This is a genomic window from Amniculibacterium aquaticum (assembly GCF_003852705.1).
Lineage (GTDB): Bacteria > Bacteroidota > Bacteroidia > Flavobacteriales > Weeksellaceae > Amniculibacterium > Amniculibacterium aquaticum.
Genome location: NZ_REFA01000007.1, coordinates 45,809 through 70,011, shown reverse-complemented (window position 1 = coordinate 70,011; position 24,203 = coordinate 45,809). Strand labels below are relative to the sequence as shown.

23 protein-coding genes, 5 tRNA genes and 1 other RNA gene are annotated in these 24,203 nt (G+C 38.2%); 14 read left to right on the top strand and 15 right to left on the bottom strand.

Annotated elements, in window-relative coordinates; translation table 11 throughout:
• Window positions 1-24: 24 nt before the first annotated feature.
• The 11 genes from EIY84_RS04595 to EIY84_RS04545 all read right to left on the bottom strand — a co-directional run bounded on the left by EIY84_RS04595 (window position 25) and on the right by EIY84_RS04545 (window position 7,781).
• Window positions 25-633, bottom strand: coding sequence for a hypothetical protein (locus EIY84_RS04595; protein ID WP_124640733.1), 609 nt, complete (start codon window positions 631-633; stop codon window positions 25-27).
• Window positions 634-944: 311 nt separating this feature from the next.
• Complete coding sequence (rplL, locus tag EIY84_RS04590) at window positions 945-1,313, bottom strand: 50S ribosomal protein L7/L12 (protein WP_124640732.1); 369 nt, start codon at window positions 1,311-1,313, stop codon at window positions 945-947.
• A 94-nt stretch (window positions 1,314-1,407) separates the two neighbouring features.
• Entirely contained in the window at window positions 1,408-1,986 is a 579-nt protein-coding gene (gene rplJ / locus EIY84_RS04585) for a 50S ribosomal protein L10 (protein WP_124640731.1), read from the bottom strand.
• A gap of 18 nt (window positions 1,987-2,004) precedes the next feature.
• Entirely contained in the window at window positions 2,005-2,697 is a 693-nt protein-coding gene (gene rplA / locus EIY84_RS04580; protein ID WP_124640730.1) for a 50S ribosomal protein L1, read from the bottom strand.
• An 11-nt stretch (window positions 2,698-2,708) separates the two neighbouring features.
• The gene (gene rplK / locus EIY84_RS04575; protein WP_124640729.1) at window positions 2,709-3,152 is read right to left on the bottom strand and encodes a 50S ribosomal protein L11; all 444 of its coding nucleotides are present in this window, start codon (window positions 3,150-3,152) and stop codon (window positions 2,709-2,711) included.
• A gap of 192 nt (window positions 3,153-3,344) precedes the next feature.
• A complete protein-coding gene (gene nusG, locus EIY84_RS04570) occupies window positions 3,345-3,890 on the bottom strand; it encodes a transcription termination/antitermination protein NusG (protein ID WP_124640728.1) in 546 nt (181 codons plus the stop codon).
• 17 nt (window positions 3,891-3,907) lie between these two features.
• Window positions 3,908-4,111 (bottom strand): preprotein translocase subunit SecE, encoded by a 204-nt coding sequence (gene secE, locus EIY84_RS04565; RefSeq protein WP_124640727.1) that lies wholly within the window; start codon window positions 4,109-4,111, stop codon window positions 3,908-3,910.
• 14 nt (window positions 4,112-4,125) lie between these two features.
• Window positions 4,126-4,196 (bottom strand) — tRNA-Trp (locus EIY84_RS04560).
• A gap of 55 nt (window positions 4,197-4,251) precedes the next feature.
• Entirely contained in the window at window positions 4,252-5,463 is a 1,212-nt protein-coding gene (gene tuf, locus EIY84_RS04555; RefSeq protein ID WP_124640726.1) for an elongation factor Tu, read from the bottom strand.
• Between the two features lie 268 nt (window positions 5,464-5,731).
• Window positions 5,732-7,096, bottom strand: coding sequence for a sensor histidine kinase (locus EIY84_RS04550; protein ID WP_124640725.1), 1,365 nt, complete (start codon window positions 7,094-7,096; stop codon window positions 5,732-5,734).
• Between the two features lie 10 nt (window positions 7,097-7,106).
• Window positions 7,107-7,781: a response regulator transcription factor gene (locus tag EIY84_RS04545; RefSeq protein WP_124640724.1), complete on the bottom strand. Its 675-nt coding sequence runs from the start codon at window positions 7,779-7,781 to the stop codon at window positions 7,107-7,109.
• Window positions 7,782-7,988: 207 nt separating this feature from the next.
• Between EIY84_RS04545 and EIY84_RS04540 the strand changes: the two genes are divergently transcribed.
• Together EIY84_RS04540 and EIY84_RS04535 are read left to right on the top strand one after the other, a co-directional pair.
• Window positions 7,989-8,270: a hypothetical protein gene (locus EIY84_RS04540; RefSeq protein ID WP_124640723.1), complete on the top strand. Its 282-nt coding sequence runs from the start codon at window positions 7,989-7,991 to the stop codon at window positions 8,268-8,270.
• Window positions 8,267-9,322, top strand: coding sequence for a BspA family leucine-rich repeat surface protein (locus EIY84_RS04535; protein ID WP_124640722.1), 1,056 nt, complete (start codon window positions 8,267-8,269; stop codon window positions 9,320-9,322). The genes EIY84_RS04540 and EIY84_RS04535 overlap by 4 nt, the downstream gene beginning before the upstream one ends.
• Before the next feature lie 237 nt (window positions 9,323-9,559).
• Here EIY84_RS04535 and ssrA read toward each other — a convergent pair.
• Window positions 9,560-9,959: a transfer-messenger RNA gene (ssrA, locus tag EIY84_RS04530) on the bottom strand.
• A 65-nt stretch (window positions 9,960-10,024) separates the two neighbouring features.
• Window positions 10,025-13,996: a choice-of-anchor L domain-containing protein gene (locus EIY84_RS04525; RefSeq protein WP_241154730.1), complete on the bottom strand. Its 3,972-nt coding sequence runs from the start codon at window positions 13,994-13,996 to the stop codon at window positions 10,025-10,027.
• A gap of 115 nt (window positions 13,997-14,111) precedes the next feature.
• Between EIY84_RS04525 and rpsU the strand changes: the two genes are divergently transcribed.
• From rpsU to EIY84_RS04490, 7 genes are all read left to right on the top strand, one after another.
• Window positions 14,112-14,309, top strand: a complete 198-nt coding sequence (gene rpsU, locus EIY84_RS04520) for a 30S ribosomal protein S21 (RefSeq protein ID WP_124640720.1) — start codon at window positions 14,112-14,114, stop codon at window positions 14,307-14,309.
• 66 nt (window positions 14,310-14,375) lie between these two features.
• Window positions 14,376-15,263 (top strand): tyrosine-type recombinase/integrase, encoded by an 888-nt coding sequence (locus EIY84_RS04515; protein WP_124640719.1) that lies wholly within the window; start codon window positions 14,376-14,378, stop codon window positions 15,261-15,263.
• Window positions 15,264-15,299: 36 nt separating this feature from the next.
• Window positions 15,300-15,590 (top strand): HPF/RaiA family ribosome-associated protein, encoded by a 291-nt coding sequence (locus tag EIY84_RS04510; RefSeq protein ID WP_124640718.1) that lies wholly within the window; start codon window positions 15,300-15,302, stop codon window positions 15,588-15,590.
• Between the two features lie 142 nt (window positions 15,591-15,732).
• Window positions 15,733-15,806 (top strand) — tRNA-Thr (locus EIY84_RS04505).
• Between the two features lie 17 nt (window positions 15,807-15,823).
• Window positions 15,824-15,904 (top strand) — tRNA-Tyr (locus tag EIY84_RS04500).
• A 104-nt stretch (window positions 15,905-16,008) separates the two neighbouring features.
• Window positions 16,009-16,081 (top strand) — tRNA-Gly (locus tag EIY84_RS04495).
• A 46-nt stretch (window positions 16,082-16,127) separates the two neighbouring features.
• Window positions 16,128-16,199, top strand: a tRNA-Thr gene (locus tag EIY84_RS04490).
• A gap of 161 nt (window positions 16,200-16,360) precedes the next feature.
• Here the strand turns inward: EIY84_RS04490 and EIY84_RS04485 are convergent.
• A complete protein-coding gene (locus EIY84_RS04485; RefSeq protein WP_164472018.1) occupies window positions 16,361-18,775 on the bottom strand; it encodes a fibronectin type III domain-containing protein in 2,415 nt (804 codons plus the stop codon).
• Window positions 18,776-18,834: 59 nt separating this feature from the next.
• Window positions 18,835-19,602: a hypothetical protein gene (locus tag EIY84_RS04480; RefSeq protein ID WP_124640716.1), complete on the bottom strand. Its 768-nt coding sequence runs from the start codon at window positions 19,600-19,602 to the stop codon at window positions 18,835-18,837.
• A 353-nt stretch (window positions 19,603-19,955) separates the two neighbouring features.
• On the opposite strand from EIY84_RS04480, the gene EIY84_RS04475 reads away from it, so the two are divergent.
• From EIY84_RS04475 to pyk, 5 genes are read left to right on the top strand one after another with little or no spacing between them, the layout of a single operon-like run.
• A complete protein-coding gene (locus tag EIY84_RS04475; RefSeq protein WP_002976354.1) occupies window positions 19,956-20,195 on the top strand; it encodes an acyl carrier protein in 240 nt (79 codons plus the stop codon).
• 34 nt (window positions 20,196-20,229) lie between these two features.
• Window positions 20,230-21,474 (top strand): beta-ketoacyl-ACP synthase II, encoded by a 1,245-nt coding sequence (fabF, locus tag EIY84_RS04470; RefSeq protein WP_124640715.1) that lies wholly within the window; start codon window positions 20,230-20,232, stop codon window positions 21,472-21,474.
• Between the two features lie 15 nt (window positions 21,475-21,489).
• Complete coding sequence (gene rnc, locus EIY84_RS04465) at window positions 21,490-22,269, top strand: ribonuclease III (protein ID WP_124640714.1); 780 nt, start codon at window positions 21,490-21,492, stop codon at window positions 22,267-22,269.
• Window positions 22,232-22,708, top strand: a complete 477-nt coding sequence (locus EIY84_RS11955) for an IPExxxVDY family protein (RefSeq protein ID WP_164472017.1) — start codon at window positions 22,232-22,234, stop codon at window positions 22,706-22,708. The genes rnc and EIY84_RS11955 overlap by 38 nt, the downstream gene beginning before the upstream one ends.
• A complete protein-coding gene (gene pyk / locus EIY84_RS04455; protein WP_124640713.1) occupies window positions 22,701-24,149 on the top strand; it encodes a pyruvate kinase in 1,449 nt (482 codons plus the stop codon). Before EIY84_RS11955 ends, pyk begins: the two co-directional genes overlap by 8 nt.
• The last annotated feature ends 54 nt before the right edge of the window (window positions 24,150-24,203 follow it).

Sequence of the window (24,203 nt, the reverse complement as noted above, 5' to 3'; positions counted from 1 at the left end):
AATGTTTAATTTTGTTAGCAATTTTTATACCAAATCACTAGGTGGAGGACGTGCAAATAAAGAGTCATTTGCTTTTTTAGAAAGATAAAAGAGATATAGAATGTTATCTTTAGTCTGGTAATTAACTAAAGCTATTTTCCAGCTGTTTTCTGGTTTTAATAAAGATTCATTTCTATTATTAGACCCGTTGGTACATTGCTTTTGGAGTATGATTGTTATTTCAAAAGAACTGCTAGATTCTGAGTTTGTATTGCAAAATAAAGCAGAGTTTTTAATGTTTTCGAACTTTTTTAACGAATTATCTTTTGCTATATTTTTCTTCGTGTAAACCTTTTTTTTGTTTTGGTTAACATCAATTTTGGTGATTAGGAATTTTTCTTCTTGTGAGTAAGTTTTTGTGGATGAAGAAGTAATTACTGTAATTTTATTATCAGTATGTTCTGTTATAATAGTAGCTCCTTCTGAAATATGAATATTTTCTAACCCAGTAACAACAGACTCTTGGAAAAGTAAACCCGAACAGACCAAAAGAAATGCTACAATAAAACAACGATAAGAAACCCCAGAAAAGAAATCCTTTAGTTTTAAGTTCCTTTCTAGGACGGAGTTTTTATAAAAATAAATTTTCCCCACCTTTATTTGTGTTTTATTAGCGCAAAGGTAAAAAAAATTACTACACCAATCAGCAAGCCAAAAGAATATTTTATGTAGTACATTTGTTCAGCAAAAAGATTTTCTAAAAGAGAGGGTATTACACATATAGAATCCCCCTTTCAATCACTGTGAAAAAGAGAACCTCAATACAATTAACGGTTGTCTATAATGATTTCGTTTCAATTTCAACAATAGAGCATCTTCAATATGTATATCTCAATCGGGGGTATTAAAATTCACAAAAAAAGGTGCAATAAATTGCACCGTTTCTCGATATTTGAAACTGAAAATTATTTCAATTCAACTTCAGCACCAGCTTCTTCTAATTGTTTTTTCAAAGCTTCAGCTTCGTCTTTAGGAACACCTTGCTTGATTGGAGAAGGAGCACCGTCTACGATGTCTTTAGCTTCTTTAAGACCAGCACCAGTTAAATCTTTAACCAATTTAACAACAGCTAATTTAGAAGCACCTGCAGATTTCAAAATTACATCGAAATCTGTTTTTTCTTCAGCAGCATCAGCACCACCACCAGCAGCTACAACTACAGCAGCAGCAGCAGGCTCGATTCCGTACTCATCCTTAAGGATAGTTGCTAATTCATTTACATCTTTTACCGTTAGGTTAACAAGCGTTTCCGCTAAATTCTTTAAATCTGACATTTTTTTAATGTTTTTTGTTGAACGATTATGTTTATTTTTTTTGAGAGTCTTTCTCTATGCCAAGTTTAGACTTGGACTTTTGTTATGAGTAAAATTACTCAGCTGAAGCTTCTGGAGTTTCAGTAGCTTCTGCTGCTGGAGCCTCTTCCACTGCTGGAGTTTCGGCAACAACTTCTTCAGCAACTGCACCTGCAGCTTCTGCTTTGTTTTGCAATGCAGATACCAATCTTTGGATAGGAGATTGAAGCAATCCGATGATTTCTCCAAGCATTTCTTCTCTAGATTTGATATTTGCAAGAGTTTCTAGGTTGTTATCTCCTAAATAGAAAGTTTCTTGTACGAAAGCCGATTTCAAAGCTGGCTTAGTATCCTTCTTTCTGAAGTCTTTGATTAATTTTGCTGGAGCGTTAGCCGTTTCAGCAACCATCAAAGCAGAGTTACCTTTGAATGTACCGTACATTTCAGAGAAATCTACATCCAATTGTTCCATTGCTTTTTGTAGCAATGTATTTTTTACCACTTTTACAGTGATGTTATTTTTAAATGCTTGTCTTCTGAAATCAGATGTTTTTTGAGCATTCAAACCTTCAAGATCAGCTACATAAACAACTTTAGCATCCTGAAGCAAGTCTTTGATCTCTTGTATTGCTACAACTTTATTATCTTTTGTCATTGTCTTTAGGATTTATTATTAGTTTACAGCTTTTGTATCAATTGCAATACCTGGGCTCATTGTAGAAGACAAATAGATTGACTTCACATAAGTACCTTTAGCAGCAGTTGGCTTCAATTTCATAAGAGTTTGCAACAATTCAGTAGCATTTTCTTTCAATTTATCAGCATCGAAAGATACTTTTCCAATTGCAGCATGGATGATACCGTATTTGTCAACTTTGAAATCGATTTTACCAGACTTTACTTCAGAAACCGCTTTTCCAACTTCTAGGGTTACAGTACCGGATTTAGGGTTTGGCATTAGACCTCTTGGACCTAACACTCTACCTAATGGACCTAATTTACCCATTACAGCTGGCATGGTTACGATAACATCAACATCTGTCCAACCTTCTTTAATTTTTTGAAGATATTCGTCTAGACCCACATAGTCAGCACCTGCAGCTTTAGCTTCAGCTTCTTTATCTGGAGTTACCAATGCCAATACTTTAACATCTTTACCAGTTCCGTGAGGAAGAGATACTACACCTCTTACCATTTGGTTTGCTTTTCTAGGATCTACACCCAATCTAACTGCGATATCAACAGAAGCATCGAATTTAGCAGTATTTACTTCTTTTACCAAAGAAGTACCTTCTACTAAACTGTATACTCTACCTTTCTCTACTTTGCTTAAAGCTTCTTTTTGCTTTTTTGTTAATTTTGCCATTGTAATTAGTTTTAAGCGTTAGTTGGTTTAGTTCCTGTTACTCTTACACCCATAGATCTTGCTGTACCAGCAACCATTGTAAGGGCAGAATCCATGGTGAAGCAGTTCAAATCACTCATTTTATCTTCGGCGATTTTTTGTACTTGTGCCCATGTTACAGCACCTACTTTGTTTCTGTTAGGTTCTCCAGAACCGCCCTTGATCTTTGCAGCTTCCATCAATTGGATTGCAGCAGGAGGTGTTTTGATTACGAATTCAAAAGATTTGTCTTCGTACACTGTAATTACTACAGGCAAAACTTGTCCTGGCTTGTCTTGGGTTCTTCCGTTAAATTGCTTACAAAACTCCATGATGTTCACACCTGCAGAACCCAATGCTGGACCTACTGGTGGAGAAGGGTTAGCAGCGCCACCTTTCACCTGAAGTTTTACCATTTTAAAGACTTTTTTAGCCATTTTATGATTTTTAAATTTTGAATATTAAATGAGTTTGGAAGCATTTATTATTCATACCGAATTGTTTATCTCACTTCACAAGACGGTATTTTGGTTTGCAAAAGTATGAATAATATTTTATATGCAAAAATATTTTACAAAAAAAATAAGCTAACTGTTTTCAGAAAGCTTATTTATTTTTTTAATAGTTCATTAAACTATTTTTTCTACTTGCATATAGTTGAGTTCCATTGGTGTTTTACGACCGAAGATAAGTACAGAAACTTCAATTTTTCTTTTATCTTCAAGGATTTTTTCAATGGTCCCGTTAAATCCGTTAAACGGTCCATCAATAACTTTTACAGTTTCTCCAACCAAGTATGGAATGGCAATATCTTGTGCAAATTCAGATAATTCATCTGCTTTACCAAGCATTTTATCCACTTCATGTTTTCTCATCGGCACTGGATCGCCACCTTTGGTTAAGCTCAAGAAAGAAATTACGCCCGGAATATTTTTAATTACATGGGGTACTTCTCCTAACAAATTAGCTTCTACCATTAAGTATCCTGGATAGAAGGGTCTTTCTTTAACCGACTTCTTTCCATTTTTTACTTGGATTACTTTTTCCATCGGAATAACTACTTGAGTTACATAGGCTTCAAAACCCAATCTTCTCATTTCATTCTCGATGTAGTTTTTCACTTTATTTTCCTGTCCGCTAACTGCTTTCAGCACATACCATTTCAAATCGTTCATAGGTGGAAAATATTTAATTAATTAAAGACATTAATTAACATCGCGATGATATTTCTTAAGGATTTAGAGAAAACTTCGTCTACTCCAAAAGTAAATACCGACAAGATAAGTGTAGCAACAGAAACTACGATAGTAGAAGACTGTAGCTCTGGCCATTTTGGCCATTCTACCTTTTCTTTAAACTCGGTAATAGATCCTTTTATAAAATTTGCTAAACTCATTGTTCTTTTATTTGCACGGGCACAAGGACTCGAACCCTGATCAACGGTTTTGGAGACCGGTATCCTACCATTGGACGATGCCCGTAGATTAAAATAGTCCCGCAAGTTTCCTCGCGGAACTATTTAATATTTTAGATTGATTAGTCGATAATTTCAGTAACCTGACCTGATCCAACTGTTCTACCACCTTCTCTGATCGCGAATCTAAGACCCTCGTTAAGAGCGATTGGTTGCAACAATTCTACAGTGATCTCTAAGTTATCACCTGGCATTACCATTTCTACACCTTCTGGTAAGAAGATCTCACCTGTAACATCGGTAGTTCTAACATAGAACTGAGGACGATATTTGTTGTGGAATGGAGTGTGACGACCACCTTCTTCTTTAGAAAGGATATACACAGATGCTTTGAATTTTTTGTGAGGCTTCACAGAATCTTTCTTAGCGATAACCATACCTCTCTTGATGTCAGTTTTTTCAATACCTCTCAACAATAGACCAACATTATCACCAGCTTCACCTCTATCTAGGATCTTTCTAAACATCTCAACCCCTGTAATTGTAGAAGTCAATTTTTCATCACCCATACCTACGATATCAACAGGATCACCAGTATTAACAACACCAGCTTCGATTCTACCAGTTGCTACAGTACCTCTACCTGTAATAGAGAACACATCTTCGATAGGCATCAAGAATGGCTTATCTGTATCTCTTACCGGCTCGTCGATCCACTCATCAACAGCATCCATCAAAGTCTCAACAGATTTGAACCATTGATCTTCAGTGTTCGCAGGAGATGCAGTAGCAGCAGTTAGTGCTCCTAAAGCTGAACCTTGGATTACTGGAGAGTTATCACCATCGAAATCGTAAGTTGACAACAAGTCTCTAAGTTCCATTTCAACAAGCTCTAACAATTCTGGATCATCCACCATGTCAACTTTGTTCATGAAAACAACAATCTTAGGTACATTTACCTGACGACAAAGCAAGATATGCTCTCTAGTCTGAGGCATTGGACCATCTGTTGCAGCACATACTACGATAGCACCATCCATCTGAGCAGCACCCGTTACCATGTTCTTAACATAATCCGCGTGACCTGGACAGTCAACATGCGCATAGTGTCTTTTTTCAGTTTCGTATTCGATATGAGCAGTATTGATAGTAATCCCTCTTTCTTTTTCTTCCGGAGCAGAGTCAATTGCAGAGAAGTCTTTTTTCTCAGCAAGACCTTTACTTGACAATACAGCAGAGATTGCTGCAGTAAGCGTAGTTTTACCATGGTCAACGTGACCAATAGTACCAATGTTCAAGTGTGGTTTGTTACGATTAAACGTTTCCTTTGCCATGATTTTATGTTATTTAATATTAATTTATCAAATTTTCGGTTTGCAAATATAGTATTTTTTTGAATACCAAAACTTTTTTTAATAAAAATTTATTCAATTTTATTAAAATCTCGCATTGATATCAATAGCAACCGTTTTCAGAGTGCAAATGTAAGGAAATATTTTCTTTTACAAAATGATGTTTTTTAACTTTTTAGAAAAAATTAACACTTCTACTATCCATCTACAGAATTTAATCCTATTAATAAGCCTTGTTTCCACGATGATCTTATTTACCAAAAAGCAATGTAAATCGATTTGTCCCTTTCATTGGGTTGCAATAGGCAACTTTTCCTTTGTGAAAATCCATGATTCTTTTCACAATAACCAAGCCCAAACCCGATCCCGGAACATTCTGTACATTTTCTCCACGAGAAAAAGGCTGAAACATTTTCTCTTGCTTTTCCTTTGTAATGGCACTTCCTTTTGAATCTACATCAATCCTCAACCCCGTTTCGGTTTCATCAACAAGTACATCCACCTTGGGTTGATCTGAATAAAGCGCTGCGTTTTTCAATAAATTAATTAAAACTATTTCCAGCAGAGACTTGTTCCCCATGATGCTAAAGGTATAGTCCATTTGAACATTTTCGACGATTAAAAAATTCATTTCCAATTCCGGAAAATTGGATTTCACCTTTTGATAGGCATCAAAGATTACCTCATCTACCCTAACCTCTTCAAAAGTGTTCACCTTATTTTGATCCTCCATTTTTGCCAACAGCAATAGCGACTGCGTTAGATCCGAAAGCTGATATACTTCTTGAAGAATCTTATCAACCCGCAAACGATCTTCATGAGACACGGATTTTTCATGCGACAAATTTTCCAACTGAAATGCCATCCTGGCCAAAGGTGTCCGAATTTCGTGCGATGCACTTGCCGTAAATCCTTTCTGAGCTTCGAAGACTACATTCAAACGACTTAGCATGATGTTAAACGATTTGGTCAATGTTGCAATCTCGTCACCGGAATCTGTAAAATGTATAGGACTCAATTCATGACTCGAGGTGATGTCTTTAATTTTTGTGTTCAGCACCTCCAAAGGCAACAGGTATTTCCCCATGAAATAATAACTCAGAAAGCCAATACTTAACCCTGTGATTAAAAACGAAAAGAGTAATAAATATTTCAAATAATTCAGTTTTGCCACTCCCGTTATGTCTTGAGCACTGGTCAGTATGTAGTAGTTTCTACGGTTAATCTTTCGCAATGCGGCATAAATATCCGGTGAGCCGCCTTCCTTATAAATGGTATTGTTGGCGTCTAAATCTTCTAAAAGATGATCGTCCCAGTGGATAACATCGTCTTTCACCGTGCTGTAGATGAGTTTTTTTTCTTCATTAAAGATCAGAATCTGTTCGTTGAGCAAAACATTGTCCGAATTTTCATTAAAAAAAACAGGAGCCTCTTCATCAAAATCTTTGGATTGCTCGATAAAACGAACGGTAAAAACCAAACGCTGCTTGAATCTGTTTTCGAATTCGTCCCGTCTGAAATCGCTGAAAGAAAAATAGATAACCACCATGACCACCGCAAAAAGGATGGAAAACACGATGCTGATTCTGATGGCTATTTTTCGTTTTAAAGACATCTCTTCTTGCTTAGATTGAACTCATGTAATATCCAAATCCCGAACGGGTATGGATGAGTTTGGTTGAAAAATCTTTATCAATTTTTTTTCTTAAAAAATTAATATACACCTCAACGGTATTGGTATTGGTATTAAAATTATGCTCCCATACTTGCTCGGTAATTTCTTGCTTGGAGACAATCTTTCCTTCGGCTTCGGCCAAGAATACCAAAAGTTGAAATTCTTTTAAAGTCAGGGTAATTTCTTTTCCGCAACGGGTCACTTTTCTCTGCGGCTTGTTGATGACCAAATCTTCAATCCGGATCACATCCGAAGGTTCTTCTTTAGATGTCCTGCGGAGCAAGGAGTTTATTTTCATCCACAATTCATCAAAATGAAAAGGTTTCACCAAATAATCATCGGCATATCGGTTGTACGCATCCATTTTATCCGAAAGTTCGCCGTAGGCAGAAATCATCAGTATGGGCACCAAAACATCTTCTTTTCGGATCATCGAACAAATATCCAAACCATTTCCGTTGGGCACATTGATGTCCAATAGAAAAACATCGTAGTTGTCCTTTTTAAATTGATCTACAAACTGATCGCCGGAATAGACCTTGGTACACACCGTATTTTTTTGTTCTAAAAATTTTGAAATCTCAGATGACAGTATCAGATCATCTTCTAACAAAAGAATATTCATAAAAATTATTGCCTACACAAAAGTACGAAATAATCCTTGTTTTTTCTGTTTCGACCCATCATTGTGTCGCATCCATTTTTTTAATTAAACAAATAATTGGTTGACAGCAAAAAGCTTATCCATTATTTTTCAATTCTTACGGGAAACCGTAATATTTATCGCGGTTGAAGATTTATATTTGCGGCAATTTTTTAAAAAACAATAACCATGAAAACTCTTTCTTTTTTCCTGCTGATGATCGCAGGAACACATGCTTTTGCGCAAAACAATCCCATTAAGACCAAATGGTCGGTGAGCGATGGAAGTATCAAACTTTTCACCCTAGGAGGCTATAGCTATCAATACACAAAAGTAGGCGATCCCAGTGTTACCGGTACTGCTACGGTAAACTCTGGACTGAACACCATTGCCCTTCCTATAGCTGGAGATTACATTTTGGACATTACCCCAAGCGGAACTTTAAATTTGTCTTTGGACACCCCGCATTGAATTATAATGACAATTATGAGATAAAAGAATTGCAACAATGGGGGAATGTACAATGGTTTAACGACCTCTCCAGTTCTTTCCAAGGATGTCCTGATTTACAAATAACCGCTACCGACATCCCGAACTTTTCCAATGTGACCAGCATGGCAAAAATGTTTTCGTATTGTTATGCCATCACGACCATACCCAACATCAACCAATGGAATGTCAGCAATGTTACGGATATGTCTAGTTTATTTTCTAGCTGTACCAACTTTAATGCTCCGATTGGCTCTTGGAATGTAAGCAATGTTACAAACATGTTCAGCATGTTTAGTAGTGCTGATAATTTCAACAGCGACATCAGCAATTGGAATGTAAGCAATGTTACCAATATGCAAAACATGTTTTATTATGCTACAAATTTCAACGGAAACCTCAGCAGTTGGAATGTAAGCAATGTCACCAACATGTCCAGCATGTTTCAATCGGCATACAACTTCAACAGCAACATCAGCAATTGGAATGTAAGCAATGCTACTCAAATCTACAATATGTTTACCAATGCCTTCAACTTCAACCAAGACTTGGGTAGTTGGGATATTAAAGCATATAATTTATTAGACTTTCTATCAAACACCGGTATGACTTGTGAAAATTATTCCAAAACCCTGATGGGATGGGCCAACAACCCAAACTTCCCACAAAACGGAACTATGAAAGCCGACAACATCTTGTACGGACCACAAGCACAAACCTACAGAAACATCTTGATCAACACCAAAGGCTGGAGCATCTCTGGAGATGTGTACGACAGCTCTTGTGTTACCAACCTTGCCAACCAAGAAATAAGTGCTGCAAACCCAATAAAGCTATACCCTACCCCAACCACAGGAGAACTGTTTATAGAATCGCTTTCTAAAACAACGGCTCAACTTTTTGACATGACCGGAAAAAAAGTGAAAGAACTTTCTCTAAACAAAGGGAAAAACACCATAGACCTTAGGCAACTGATCAACGGCATGTACATCATCAATATTGACGGCAAACCGTACAAAGTGATTAAGAAATAAAGACTATGCGCTTGTAAAAAGAGACTTTCAGAAATGTAAGTCTCTTTTTTTTGTTTTTTTATTTCAATAAAAAACAAAAACTATTTTCAGCCATTCCTCACCCTGTAGCCAAAGCCCAACAACTAAGCTCGTATTTTTTGCAATCCTTGCCACCCCCACCAATAGGCGTTAATTGTTGTATCCATCGGTGTTATAACGAAAAAAAAGGCACTCGATTGAGTACCTTAATTTTTCACTTTGTGGAGTTGGAGGGATTCGAACCCTCGTCCAAACAAGCAACACGCAAGCTTTCTACATGCTTATTCTGCAATTGATTTTCGACCAAAAACAGAGCACAGACACCCAATTTTCAGCTTATCTTCTAAGATTTTCGATCACCAACCGAAGCTTTTAGTGACTTATTCCTGCATTGCTATGCCCCAGAATCAAATGCCGCAGAACAGAGCATTTGTGAGACATCTTGCCTCCTTACTATCTTCGGGAGAACGCTTGAATCCTACTAAACTTCAGATTAAGCAGCAAGAGCGAACTCTTCGTTGCCAGTTAAAATGTTGTAGCAAGGGATTAAAGAGATCGCGCTACGGTTCTCTGCATGCTTACTTACCCATTGGTCTTGCTGTCGAAACCAGTCAACCCCATGTTTAAGTCTTGCAAAAGTACATTATATAATTGTGGAAATCAAGTTATACATTCAAAAAAACATCAATCTCTATTTTTCAACAAAATCCATCCTGTTTTTTCAATCAGCTTAGAAGAAATAGGATCTTTCCAATGCAATTGATACCAATAAGTTGCCGTTGGCAATGGATAGTTGATGTACTGACCGTTCCAAATGTAATTGGACTTACTGGCTTTGAAAACCGGTTTTCCGTATCGATCGTAGATGCCTCCACCAAAATTGTCATATTTTGCCAACTCTGCAAAACTGATGGTATCGTTGTTGCCATCGTTGTTTGGAGTAATCAAATTCGGAATGTAAACGGTAAAATACAGTACGGAATTCGAGCAATTCATTCCTTGATTTCTTACCGTAATGGTATAGTTCATATTGCTTTCAATACCGGAAAAGACATTAGAACTTTGCCATGTAGCTCCATGATCCAATGAATATTCCAACGGTGTCCCTTGCGGATTGGTCGCTGTAATGGTCAAAGTATGGTTTTCGAAAACCACTTCTTTAATTTCGGGAACAACGGTATAAGTAACAATTGCGGTAACGGATTTGGTACAAGTTCCGTTATCAATCACCACAGAATAAGTCCCCGGAAGCACAACATCTATGGTCTGACTTGTCTGTCCCGTACTCCACAGATAGGTATAGTTAGGACCTGCACCTGCATCCAAAGTCAGAGCATCGCCTTTACACATGTGTCCGTTTTGAAGTACAGATACAATCGCAGGAACCACTTCAATGGTAATATTGGTAGGATTGGCGGCAGCACAACCGTTTGCTCCAACCCCCGTTACAGAATAAGTTGTTGTAACATCTGGGGTAACCGTTTGTGTATTTCCGTTTCCTGTAAGTCCAGTCCAAATATAGGTAACAGCACCTGCTGCCGTCAAAATTACCGATTGTCCTTTACAAATTTTTATGGAAGAGGCATTCACCGCAATGGTTGGTGGAGTAATGTTTTTAACAACCACCACCTGACTTTGAGCCGAGCAACCGTTAGGGTTTGGACTGGTAATGGTCAGCGTGTAAGTTCCTGCTGCATTCACCACAGGTGTTGTTGTATTGGCACCCGAAACAATATTTCCACCCCCAGAAGCCGTCCAAAGTAAGGTAGAATTTGGCACAAAAACAGAATTTGAAGCATTCAAGGTGATTTGTGAATTGGTACAGTTAATTTGTCCAGGAGTTGCAATATTAATCACAATCGCCGGATCCATGGTTACCGTAACCGATTTCTGAAACACACAACCAGAAGGAGTCGTCACCGTAACGGTATAAACACCGGGAGTTGTAATGAGCGTTGTATTGCCGTTGGCACCGTTTGACCAAGAAAAGATGTTCGAAGTTCCATCCGCTGTAGCCGTAAGCGTTGTCGAACTTCCTTGACAGAAATTAAGATTTCCTGTTATTTGTATGTTAGGATCTGGAGTCGACACCAAAGTTACCGATGCTGTATTTCCTGTACAATTCCCGTTAGTCGTTGTTAGCGTATAAGTCCCAGGTACCGTCACCGTGATGCTTTGATTGGTTGAACCGTTGGACCAAAGATTCCCCACCGCATAATTAGAAGTTAAAACCACAGGCGTATTTCCACAAATTGCCGGTGCAGATTGTGTAATGTTTGTCACCGGAATGGCCACAACATTCAGTTGCAACTCAGCAATAGAAGTACATGTCCCTGCTTTTACCAAAACATAAATTAAGGCATTTCCAGATGTATATGCGGTTGGATTGGCAATCGTATTGGCACTTCCTGCTTGTGCATCGGCTAAATTTTGATAAAAAGAAAAAATTGCATTTGGATTGGCGGAAATTAAATTTTGCGCCGCAGTCAAATTGAACAACGCTGTAGTTGCTACCGAGCATTCGTTCAATGTCGCATTCTGAACCACAGGAGTAGAAGAAACCGTCAACTGAAGTTGTACAACTGTAGAGCAAGTTCCTTTTTTCACCAAAACATAAACGGTTGCGTTGGGCGAAGTATAGGCATTGGAATTGACAATGGTATTGGCATTTGCAGCTACAGCATCCGCTTGATTTTGATAATATGTAAAGGTAACTCCGGGCGTGGTACTGATTGCATTTTGTGCCGATGTCAAATTAAAAGTTGCTGTTGCATTTGCCGAACATTCACTCAACTGAGCGTTCTGAGCGGTTGGTGGCGCATCTGTAGTAACAGTTACCGATTTAACATACTGACAGCCTGCTGCCGTAGTCACCGTTACCGTATAGACACCTGCCGCAGTTACGGTTATTGCCGGAGTTGTTGCACCGGTATTCCAAGCATAAGTATTTCCTGTACCATCTGCACTTGCCGTGAGTGTCGATGCACCACCTTGACAAAAAGCCAAGTTACCAGAAATTTGAAGATTGGGATCTACAGAGTCCGTTATGGTAACAGAAGCCGGTGCACTGGTACAAGTACCAACAGAATTGGTTACGGTATAAGTTCCCGCTGCATTCACAACAATACTTTGAGTTGTTGCACCTGTTGACCATAGATTTCCAGAAGTATAATTTGAGGTTAAAGTTACCGTTCCACCGGCACACAAAACACCGGAAGAAGCCGTAACGGTTGGTATTGCCGGAGTTTGATTTACGGTTAATTGCAGTTGAGCAACATTAAAACAATTACCCACCTGCACTCGCACATATAAAGTGGTATTGGCCGAAGAAAATGCCGTAGCATTTCCTATGGCATTGGTATTACCCGCCAAGGCATCTGCCTGATTTTGATAATACGAAAAAACCGCACCCGGGGTTGTACTTATATTGGGTTGTGCATTGGTCAGGTTAAAAACTCCCGTCGTGGTACTGGAACAGACTTCCAACGAAGTATTCTGTACCGTTGGCGCGGGTGTAGATGTGACAACCACCTGAGCGGTACCCGGACAATTACTTCCCGGAACTGTAACTTCTACAGAATAAGTTCCTGGCTGTGTTGCTGTGTAAGTATCGTTGGTTGCACCGGCAATAGGGTTGCCATTCAAAAACCATTGATAAGTTGCTCCACTCGCCTGTGAAGTAGCGACCATGGTCTGAGAAATCGGGCCACAAACATTTACATTTGGTGGCAACGCAGCACCGGTTCCGTCGCCAATTTGAACACCAATATTAAAAGATCCAGCTTGGATAAAAACTCCAGAGTCAAAAGAAGAGTCTGAATAATCCGCCAAAACAATTTTGAAATGATAGGTTTGCCCTGGAATGACAGTAGCAGTAGCAGTTAACGGAATTGTCCTTCCATTAAAATTAGTTTCTATGTTATTGGAGTTGTAGCCGTTGAAATACTGTTCGTTTACAGAGCCACAATTCCCCGGAATATTTGGGTGAATATTGGTCACACTCACGGGACCGGCATTATTGGGCAATACGGCCAAATTGGTATAGTTGGGATCTCCTTGTTTCTTAATTAATAATGCAAAACCATCTGTAAATGTACATGGATAAGAACTGGAATATTCTTCTGAGGCAAAAATATAATTAAACGAAATGGTAGAAACCGAAGGCACGAAATCAAACGAAATGTATGTTGCATCATTCAACTGGCCATTAGACACATTAATTGCAGTTGCCAAATCCGTATCACCACCTGTTCCTAATACATCACTTAAAGTTCCATTTGCGAAATTATTTCCCGCTCTTCTGGCATATCCCGAGGTGAGTACAATACCATCTGTAAAAGGAAAAGCCGTAAGCGCTTTGTTAAAATATCCCCAAGATCTATTAACATCTGTAGCTGCCAAATTGGGAGAAACCTGAACATTAGAAATATTTGGTGTCGCACAATTGCTATTGCCACCCGTAATCAATATATTTTTTATCAATTGATCGATGGTATAAGCGCTCGGAGCATAACCTGCAGCGTTAACATCAATAAAAGCTCCGGCCCTTAAAGTTTGAGCTGAAGGCGTTTCTACCCGAGCCGCACGATTTCTTTGAGCAAAAGAAAATCCGCTCATCAAAAGAAAAATAAATAATATGTATGAATTTAATTTCATCGTTGATAATATTTCTACAAATGTAAGATTTTTTAGGCTTTTTTGCATTTACTGAAATAAATTTGTGAGTTAAAAAAATAGTTCTTACTTTTGCACCCGAAATGAGATGTAAAATATGTTAATAATTCAAGTAAAAGACGGAGAGTCTATCGACAGAGCACTTAAGAAGTACAAAAGAAAATATGATAAAACAAGAGTTGTTAGATCACTAAGAGCGAGACAACAGTTTATCAAACCTTCCGTTACCAACAGACAAGCTAAACTAAAAGCGGCTCACAAACAAAGAGAAGCTAGTAGAGAAGAACAAGCTTAATTATTTTCAATAAAATAATATTGATCTCTTTCCGAATTTGTAAATTTGGAAAGAGATTTTTTTATTATGACCCAGCGTTTCCTAGAGTATCTCACCAAAGAAAAAAGATACTCCCCCAACACCATCAGCAGCTATAAAAAAGACTTAGAAGATTTTGAAAATTTTCTAGCGAAAACCGAAGGCCACAACAGCATTGCTAAAGCAGATAGAAAAATCATCAGAAATTTCATGATTTCTTTAAGCGAAAAAGAACTGAGCAAAAGAAGCATCAACAGAAAATTATCCAGTCTTAGATCTTTTTTCACCTTCCTTATGAGAGTTGGAGAACTAAAAACTTCTCCAATGGAAAACATAAACTCATTAAAATTCTATCCCAAAAAGCAAATCCCCATATCCAAGGACGAAATGGAAGACCTCAGCAACACTTGGGAGGACTCACCCAGCCTACTCCACCAGCTGATCATAGAGGTATTGTACCAAACCGGCATCCGTAGAGCAGAGCTATGCACCTTACTCTACCAAAACACCGATCTTACCAATAACGAAATAAAAGTCACTGGAAAAGGAAACAAAACGAGAATCATCCCCATTTCTATTGAGCTTAAAAACAAACTCTCAGAATATTTAAGCCTCAGAAAACCAAATGAGAACAGCCAACATCTGTTTTTTGTAAATGAAAAAGGGAAAAAACTCACAGAAAAATTTGTCTATCTCACGGTTACTTCCTACCTTAGTCTTGTTACTTCAAAAGACAAAAAAAGCCCACACATCCTAAGACATAGTTTCGCAACACACATCTTGGACAACGGGGCCGAAATATCTAAAGTACAAAAGATTTTGGGGCACGCCTCGTTGGCATCAACACAAGTTTACACCAACGCCAACATCGAACAATTAAAAAAAGCATACAACAAAGCTCATCCAAGAGCAAATAACAATGAAGAAGAAACTTAAGGTTTCAAAGTTTAACCAAATTAAAATTGACAGATTATGAAAATTACAGTTCAGTCAATGGGATTGACTCCTCACGAACCACTAGAAGACCACATCGAAAAAAAATTAAACAAACTTGCGACCTTCTACGATCGTATCCAAGAATGCAAAGTGTTCTTAAAAGTTGAAAACACTTCCGACAAGGAGAACAAAACTTCAGAGATCATCTTAGTCGTTCCCGGCGATGACATCGTAGTTAAGAAGACCGGTGCTAGTTTTGAAGAAAGTTTAGACCTTTGCGCCGAAGCCGCTAAGAAACTCTTAATCAAGAAGAAAGAAATGGCTTAGAAAAAAAGTTCAAAAAAAAGTTAATTTTTTTTCAAAATAATTTGGGGATTTCAAAAAAAGTGCTCATATTTGCACCCGTAAAACAGAAACAAACACAACAAGTTTGACTGTTTGCAGAAAGAGAAGTTCTTTTGAAATCTTTGCCTCCATAGCTCAGTTGGCCAGAGCACGTGATTTGTAATCTCGGGGTCGTGGGTTCGAATCCCTCTGGAGGCTCTTTAAAAAAATGGATCGGGGAGATTCCAGAGTGGCTAAATGGGACTGACTGTAACTCAGTTGCTTCGGCTTCGTAGGTTCGAATCCTGCTCTCCCCACTATTTTTTTTAAATAAAAAAAAGATTAAAAAAAATGTTGCAGATTAAAATTTAATTCTTAAATTTGCACACCGTTTACCAACACTGTTAAGTAAACACTTAATGCGGAAGTAGCTCAGTTGGTAGAGCGTCAGCCTTCCAAGCTGAATGTCGCGGGTTCGACCCCCGTCTTCCGCTCTAAAATCACAACCAACTTAGGATTGTGATTTTTTTTCAACAAACCGCCGTTATAGCTCAGGGGTAGAGCGCTTCCTTGGTAAGGAAGAGGTCTCGGGTTCAATTCCCGATAATGGCTCTTAAAATCTCTCATTTTTTTGAGAGATTTTTTTGTACCCGTTCATGAAAAAAAAATACCATTCCTTGTAATTATGAATCTCATAACTTGATTATGTTTTTATAACAAAAAAAGCTGCCCAGACTTTTTGGACAGCTTATTCATGGTTAAAAAATTAATTATTATTTCTTCATCACTTTGACAGATGATGTTGTTCCGTCCCTATGAACCAGTTGTAAAATATACATTCCGGATTTCAGATCACCCAATTGCAATTGTGCAGCAGGTCTTTCAATGGTTTTTACCAATCTTCCAGAAGCATCCATAACCTGTACCGATTTCAGGTCTCTAGTCCCAGAAATTGTAACAACATCATGGAAAGGATTTGGATATACCATAATTCCATCTTTTGTATTTACTTCTGAAGTTCCTAAAACATCTTGATCTATGTTTATATTATCCACATATAAAGCGTATTGGTTTGCAATAGAATAAGCATTGAATCCAAAGTAATACACTCCAGTTGTTGGAACCGTAAAAGAATATGTCACGGTCTGTTTAGCAGAACCAGTAATATTTGGCAAATCAACCACCTGTGTTGTCATTGCAGTTGCATCCGCTGAAGTTCCAAACGCCACTTTCATTTTTTCAACATAAGTTGTACTGTTGTTACCGTAGTCAAAAGAGATTTTGTAATTGGTACCCGCAATTAAATTAATACCCGCGGTATAAAACCATGCATTAGCGGCATTAGACGAGCTATAAGAATACCTTAAAACTTGAGAATTAAATCCGTATCCTGGACTAGCAATTGTAGTCCAATTATTTCCACTTCCCACATTTTGATTCGTGGTACAGTTAGGTAGAGCCGGCACTGTAACCGCATCAAAGTTTTGAACATAAGGAAGATTAACCGCATCACAAGCTGTAGCAAAATTAGAGAGAGCAACCCATGGACTTTGATCGGTAGATGAACATCTGGATCTCACCCATACATAATATACTGAACTTGGATTTAATGATGTTAAATTAGCAGAAAGAGCCGACACCGTTGTTGTAGGAGTCGTAGTCGGTATAGGTGCAGTATTTACCAAACTATAATAAACATCATATCCATTGGCTGGAGCTGTTGCTGGAGCAACCCAGTTAACAGTTGCTGCGGTCGTTGTAATATTCGTTACAGATAATGTTGTAGGCTCTTCACATGATGAGTTAGGTTCCCAATAGATATCGTCCCAATAATACGATTTAGCATCATTTTTATTCTTTAATGCCAATCTCGCTCCAGAAGGAACCGTATTCGGAATCACAACCTGATATTGAGCCGCTGCTCCAGTATAAGTGGTATTGTTAATCGTAAGATCTTCTAAAGACACAAAACTATTCAGGTCATTAATATCCGTTACATATCCAACAGAAAGAGTCCCACCGGTTCCTGAAGATATTCTGGCTTTGAATCTCAATCGATGAGTACCTGCATCTACATTAGAAAAAACAGGCAAGGCAACAATGGTTGGCGTTTGTGTCGCCGATGCATATTGATATATGTTTTTGGTTCCTGTTGCTGGAGTAACCGTTGAAATGGACATGGATCCCGCAGAAGTAGCAGCTGCCATTCTTACCCAACAATCCGGAACAATACTTCCTGATGCATAACTTTCAAAACCTTCATACATATAAGCAACAGGCAGACATGATGTTTTGAAACTTGGCAATGCCAACCAAGTACTTTGGTCTGTAGAACTACAATGACTTCTTACCCAAACATAATAAGTCGTGTTATCTGTAAGAGAACTAAGATTAGCAGTAGTTGAATTAACATTCACATTTGGAGTAGATGTAGATGTTGGCGCAGTATTCGTTGTACTATAATAAACATCATAACCCCCTGTTGGACTAGAAGTAGATGCTGTCCAAGTTAAAGTTGCTCCATCAGCAGTGATGTTACTTACCGCTAAGTCGGATGGCTCAAGACAAGTTGGTACCGGTTCCCAATTCACCTCATCCCAATAATAAGCCTTACCATCATTTTTATTTTTAATTGCCAGTCTAGCATTCGATGGAAGCGTATTCGGAACAATCACTTTATATTCAGCGGACGGAACTGCATATGAAGTATTATTGATCGTCAAATCCTCAATAGTCACAAAACTCATCACATCCGTCACATCGGTTACATAACCAACTGACAATGTACCTCCCGCAACAGTCGTTCTAGCCTTAAACCTCAACCAATGGGTCCCAGCATTGACATTAGAAAACTCTGGTAAAGCAACAATTGTTGGGCTTTGTGTTGTTGATGCATATTGATAAACATTTTTCGTACCTGCAGCAGGAGTTGCTGTAGAAATCGACATGGATCCCGCTGAAGCAGACGGAGCCATTCTCTCCCAGCAAGTAGGAACAAAATTCCCCGTAGCTGTCGTCTCAAAACCTTCATACAGAGAAGCAACAGGCGCACAAGATGTTTTAAATTTCAAATAAGATCCGTTCCATGGTCCTGTTTCCGATGTACACAAAGATCTCATCCATACATAATATTCCGTATTTGGGCTTAAACCAGCAATTGTAGTCGACACTCCCGTAACAGCAGACATATTGGGAGTTGTAGCAACTGTGGGTGGCGTACTTGAAGTACTATAATACACATCATACCCTAGAGAAGGTACTGAAGCTGGAGCCGTCCATGAAAAAGTTCAGAATTGGCAGAAACAGCTGTTGTTGTCAAGGCCGAAGGCGGCATACAAGAAACTATTGCATCTGCAGAAAACGCAAATATGTTAGGCAATCCTCCACCTGAAACCTTGGTAATCGTAGCGCTTTGTATTTGTTTGGATTGATTTGCAGCATCAATACCAAGTTCAACCTGATACAACCTTGGGTTAGTCCCACCACCAGATTCTAAAGCATTCGATGATCTTTTCACCCTACCAATACCATAAATCGCATAATTAGTTCCATTGTACCAATCCGATAATGAAATACCACTGATGGTTTGAGTACTAGAATCTGTAAATGTAATCGTAACATCTACCACAGAAGTTCCACTTCCTGAAGTAGCTAACATAAATAAACGATTCGCAGAAATTGGAGTCGAAAAATTTAAAAGACCACTATCCGCAGGCAACACCAATCGTAGAGCATTATTACCAGAATAAGATGCAAGCTGAAACGGCAAACCAACGGTTGATGCAACCATTGAACTAAAGCTTCCATCTATCGGTAAACCATAGGTAAGATCCGGACTTGTCGCTAAAGGTTTAAAATCTTTTGACAAAAAAGCATAATCTACCCCATCGACATCAGAAGTTGTAGAACTGATGGAATTCCCTACTCCATTAGCTATAACATCATGATTAAACCCAGATTGTATGGGAACAGACTGATAAACTTGAGCATTGCTGTACAAGGATGCAATCAGCAATGCAGAGCATAGTAATTTTACTTTCATAATTATTAATTTAATATAATTTAATTTGTTGCTATATAAATATTATTTTCATTCTATTGCAATAATAATTGATTTTTAACATTTTAAATTAAATTTTATCGTTCATCCTTTATGTTTTATTTACTTTTTCTTGATTATTCATCGAATACACATATTTATGACAAATACAAAAACAAACCAATATTTCGTGCTTTTTTAAATTTTTCATTCCTAAATCGTTACACAAAATACAATCGTATATTTCATCAAAAAACAATAAAACAATTTATAGTTTTAAAGATTTTTATATATTTGCACCGAATAACAATTAATAAAAACAATTTACTATGTCAGACATTGCATCAAGAGTTAAAGCTATCATCGCTGATAAGCTTGACGTTGAAGAAACAGAAGTAACTCCAGAAGCTAGCTTCACCAACGATTTAGGAGCGGACTCTTTGGACACTGTAGAACTTATCATGGAATTTGAAAAAGAATTCAACATTCAAATCCCAGATGATCAAGCAGAAAAAATCACCACTGTAGGTCATGCTATCGCTTACATCGAAGAAGTAGTTAACAAATAATATTTCTAGTTTCAGAAATAAAAAATTATAATTTATGGAATTAAAAAGAGTAGTCGTAACAGGTTTTGGTGCAATAACGCCAATAGGCAATAATGCAAAAGAATACTGGGAAAATCTTGTAAAAGGTCAGAGCGGTGCCGCTCCGATTACTCTTTTTGATGCCACAAATTTTAAAACTCGCTTTGCTTGCGAAGTAAAAAACTTTGATCCATTGCAACACTTCGACAAAAAAGAAGCTAAAAAAATGGATAGAAATACTCAGTTGGGAATGGTTGCTGCTAAAGAAGCCATTGAACATTCTGAGATTTTGAATACCGAAGTTGACAAAAACAGAGTTGGAGTTATCTGGGGTTCCGGTATTGGTGGTCTTGAAACTTTCGAATCCGAAGTGGTTAATTGGGCAAAATCGGACATCCCTAGATTCAACCCGTTCTTTATTCCTAAAATGATTGCCGACATCACGCCTGGACAAATCTCCATCGAGTACGGCTTCCACGGCCCTAACTACACTACTGTATCTGCTTGTGCATCATCTGCCAACGCTTTAATTGATGCTAAAATGCTCATCCAATTGGGCAAAGCAGATGTTATCGTGTGTGGAGGTTCAGAAGCTGCTGTATGTGCTAGTGGCGTTGGTGGGTTCAATGCCTTAATGGCACTTTCTACAAGAAACGACGATCCTACAACCGCTTCTAGACCATTTGACAAAGACAGAGATGGTTTTGTTTTGGGAGAAGGTGCAGGATGTATGATTTTGGAAGAATATGAACACGCTCTAAAAAGAGGTGCAACCATCTACGCAGAACTAAAAGGAGGCGGTATGAGTGCTGATGCACATCACATGACAGCGCCACATCCTGAAGGTCTTGGAGCTTATCTCGTAATGAAAAACTGTTTGGAAGATGCTGGTGTAACCGCTGACGAGGTCGATCACATCAACATGCACGGTACATCTACTCCATTGGGAGACATTGCAGAATCCAGTGCCATCTCCAGATTATTGGGCGATCATGCGTACGACATCCAAATCAATTCAACCAAATCCATGACCGGTCACTTATTGGGAGCTGCCGGAGTTATCGAAGCTATTGCAGCATTGGGTACCATTGTCCATGGAGAGGTGCCACCAACCATCAATCATTTTACCGATGACGAAAAAATTGATAGCAGGCTGAACTTTACCTTTAACCATTCGGTTAAAAAAGAAGTTAAGATAGCCATGAGCAATACTTTCGGATTTGGAGGACACAACGCTTGTGTTTTATTTAAAAAAATCTAATCCACTCTATTGACTATGGAGTTAAAGAAATATTTTTCTAAATTCCTAAAGCAAAGAAAAAAAATATTATCGGAAAAAGATTTTTATCTTTCACAGGAATTAAACAAACTTTTAGGTACAGAGATTCGTGATGTCTCGATTTACAGAGAAGCTTTTTCTTTGAAATCGCAGTCTAAAAACATCGATTTTCAAAACAATTATGAACGATTAGAATTTCTGGGCGATTCCGTTTTAGGAACCATAATTTCTTGTTATATATTCCACAACTACCCCAAAGCCAATGAGGGGTACCTTACCCAATTGAAATCTAAAATTGTAAACCGCAAAAATCTCAATAAGATCGGTGAGCAATTGGATTTAAAAAAATTCATCCAAACCAATCAAACGACAACGCTCAGTGAGAACATCACCGGAAACTTGTTCGAAGCCTTGGTGGGTGCTCTCTTTTTGGATTTAGAATATGAAAAATGCAAAGAGATTGTTCTCAACAAGCTCCTTACTCCGGAAGAAATCACTAAATTAGAGCGAAAAATTGTCAGCTACAAAAGCATTCTTTTGGAATGGAGTCAAAAAAAGAAAGTTGCCATTCGCTACGAAACTGCAGAAGAACACCAAGCCAACAAAAGCATTGTATTTCGATGTGTGGTTTGGCTGAACGACAAAAGCATTTCTAACGCAACGGACTCTTCCAAGAAAAAAGCCGAAGAAAAAGCCGCCCAAAGAGCATTTTATATTCTAAATAAAAAAGAAAACATCCTTGAGCAAGCAAAAAACAATACTCCAATTAGATTGTGATACCGCCGACGAACTGCTTTTCATTGGTTTGGTAACTTGTGTTCAAAACTTTCAGGACTTTTCATTTTTCTATAAACTTAATTCCGCTAACACTTTCTTTTTTGAAAGAAAAAAAGACATCGTAGTCTATGGAAAATACTTTGACTATTATTTTCCCGTATTCGAAGCCTTTTGTGAAAATACACAAACTGTTTTCCGATTTTTCTCAAATCAATCATCACACCGGATACAGAAAAAAGAAGTAACCGAGCTATTCATAGAAGAAAACGAGAATTTGATGCTCATTAATAAGCAAAACATCCGCTATATTACAACTTGTTCATATTCCAGTAGTAATTTTTCGTTAATTTTGCAACCAGAAACGAATCTTTTTCAAATGGAGAGCATCGCCATTTCTTCAAATGACGAGCTATTCCACATAATTCAAAACTATGAATAAATATTCAAAAAAAACAAAAATCATCGCAACATTAGGACCAGCGTCTTCAACCAAAGAAACCATGCTTGACTTGGTAAAAGCCGGAACCGATGTTTTTAGAATAAATTTTTCACATGCCGATTACGATTTGGTAAAAAGAAATGTCAAACTTATCCGAGAAATCAACAAAGAATTTGGCTATTCTGTGGGTATTCTTGGTGATCTGCAAGGACCTAAACTCAGAATTGGCATTGTAGAAGACGGCTCTTATCTTAACCCTGGAGACATCCTTACCTTTACCAATGAAAATATTGAGGGAAATTCGGAAAAAGTGTACATGACCTACACCCAATTTCCAAATGATGTAAAAGTGGGGGAAAGAATCCTAATCGACGATGGCAAATTGGTATTGGAAGTTATAGAAACTAACAAAAAAGACATTGTAAAAGCCAAAACCATACAAGGTGGACCGTTGAGCTCCAAAAAAGGAGTCAACCTACCCAATACCAATGTCTCGCTACCGGCACTTACAGAAAAAGACATACAAGACGCACAATTCATGATGGATCTAAAGTTCGATTGGATTGCGCTTTCTTTCGTAAGACATGCCCAAGACATCAAAGATCTTAAGGAATTAATAGCCAATCATCCGAACGGTAAAGAATTCCGCACCCCCATCATTGCAAAAATTGAAAAGCCAGAAGGCGTAAGAAACATCGATGAAATCCTAGCGGAATGCGATGCATTAATGGTTGCCCGAGGCGATTTGGGAGTTGAAGTTCCGATGGAAGAAGTACCTGCCATCCAGAAAAATCTTGTCGAAAAAGCCAGAATATGTGCAAAACCGGCCATCATTGCCACACAAATGATGGAAACCATGATCAACAGCCTAACCCCAACAAGAGCCGAGGTAAACGATGTCGCAAACTCCGTATTGGACGGTGCCGATGCCGTAATGCTTTCCGGTGAAACTTCAGTTGGCAAATATCCTGTGGATGTGGTGAAAAACATGACTAAGATTATCAAAAGCATCGAGGACACAACCTTTTACAAAAACAACAACAGACCCATAGAACAAGTTTATAATTGTGTAGACGAAAGATACATCACCAACAGGATTTCCATGGCTGCTGTTAGAATTGCAAAATCCAGCAATGTACAGGCCATTGTCACTCTGACATATTCCGGGTACACCGCATTTCAAATATCCTCTCACAGACCCAATTCGCACATCATCGTGTACAGTTCCAACAAAAGGGTACTCACGATGCTCAACCTGCTTTGGGGAGTTCGAGCGTATTATTATGATCTAAAAAAATCCACCGACGAAACCATCATCCAAGTCAACATGCTCACTTGGAACCACGGATATGTAGAACCCGGAGATTTCGTCATCAACCTCAATGCCACACCGGCACACGAAGGAGGCAAAACCAATTCTCTACGATTGACCACCATTTAGGAGCTTCAAAAGAACAGCTTCTTTCGATATTCGGTCCAGCTGTTCACTCTATCT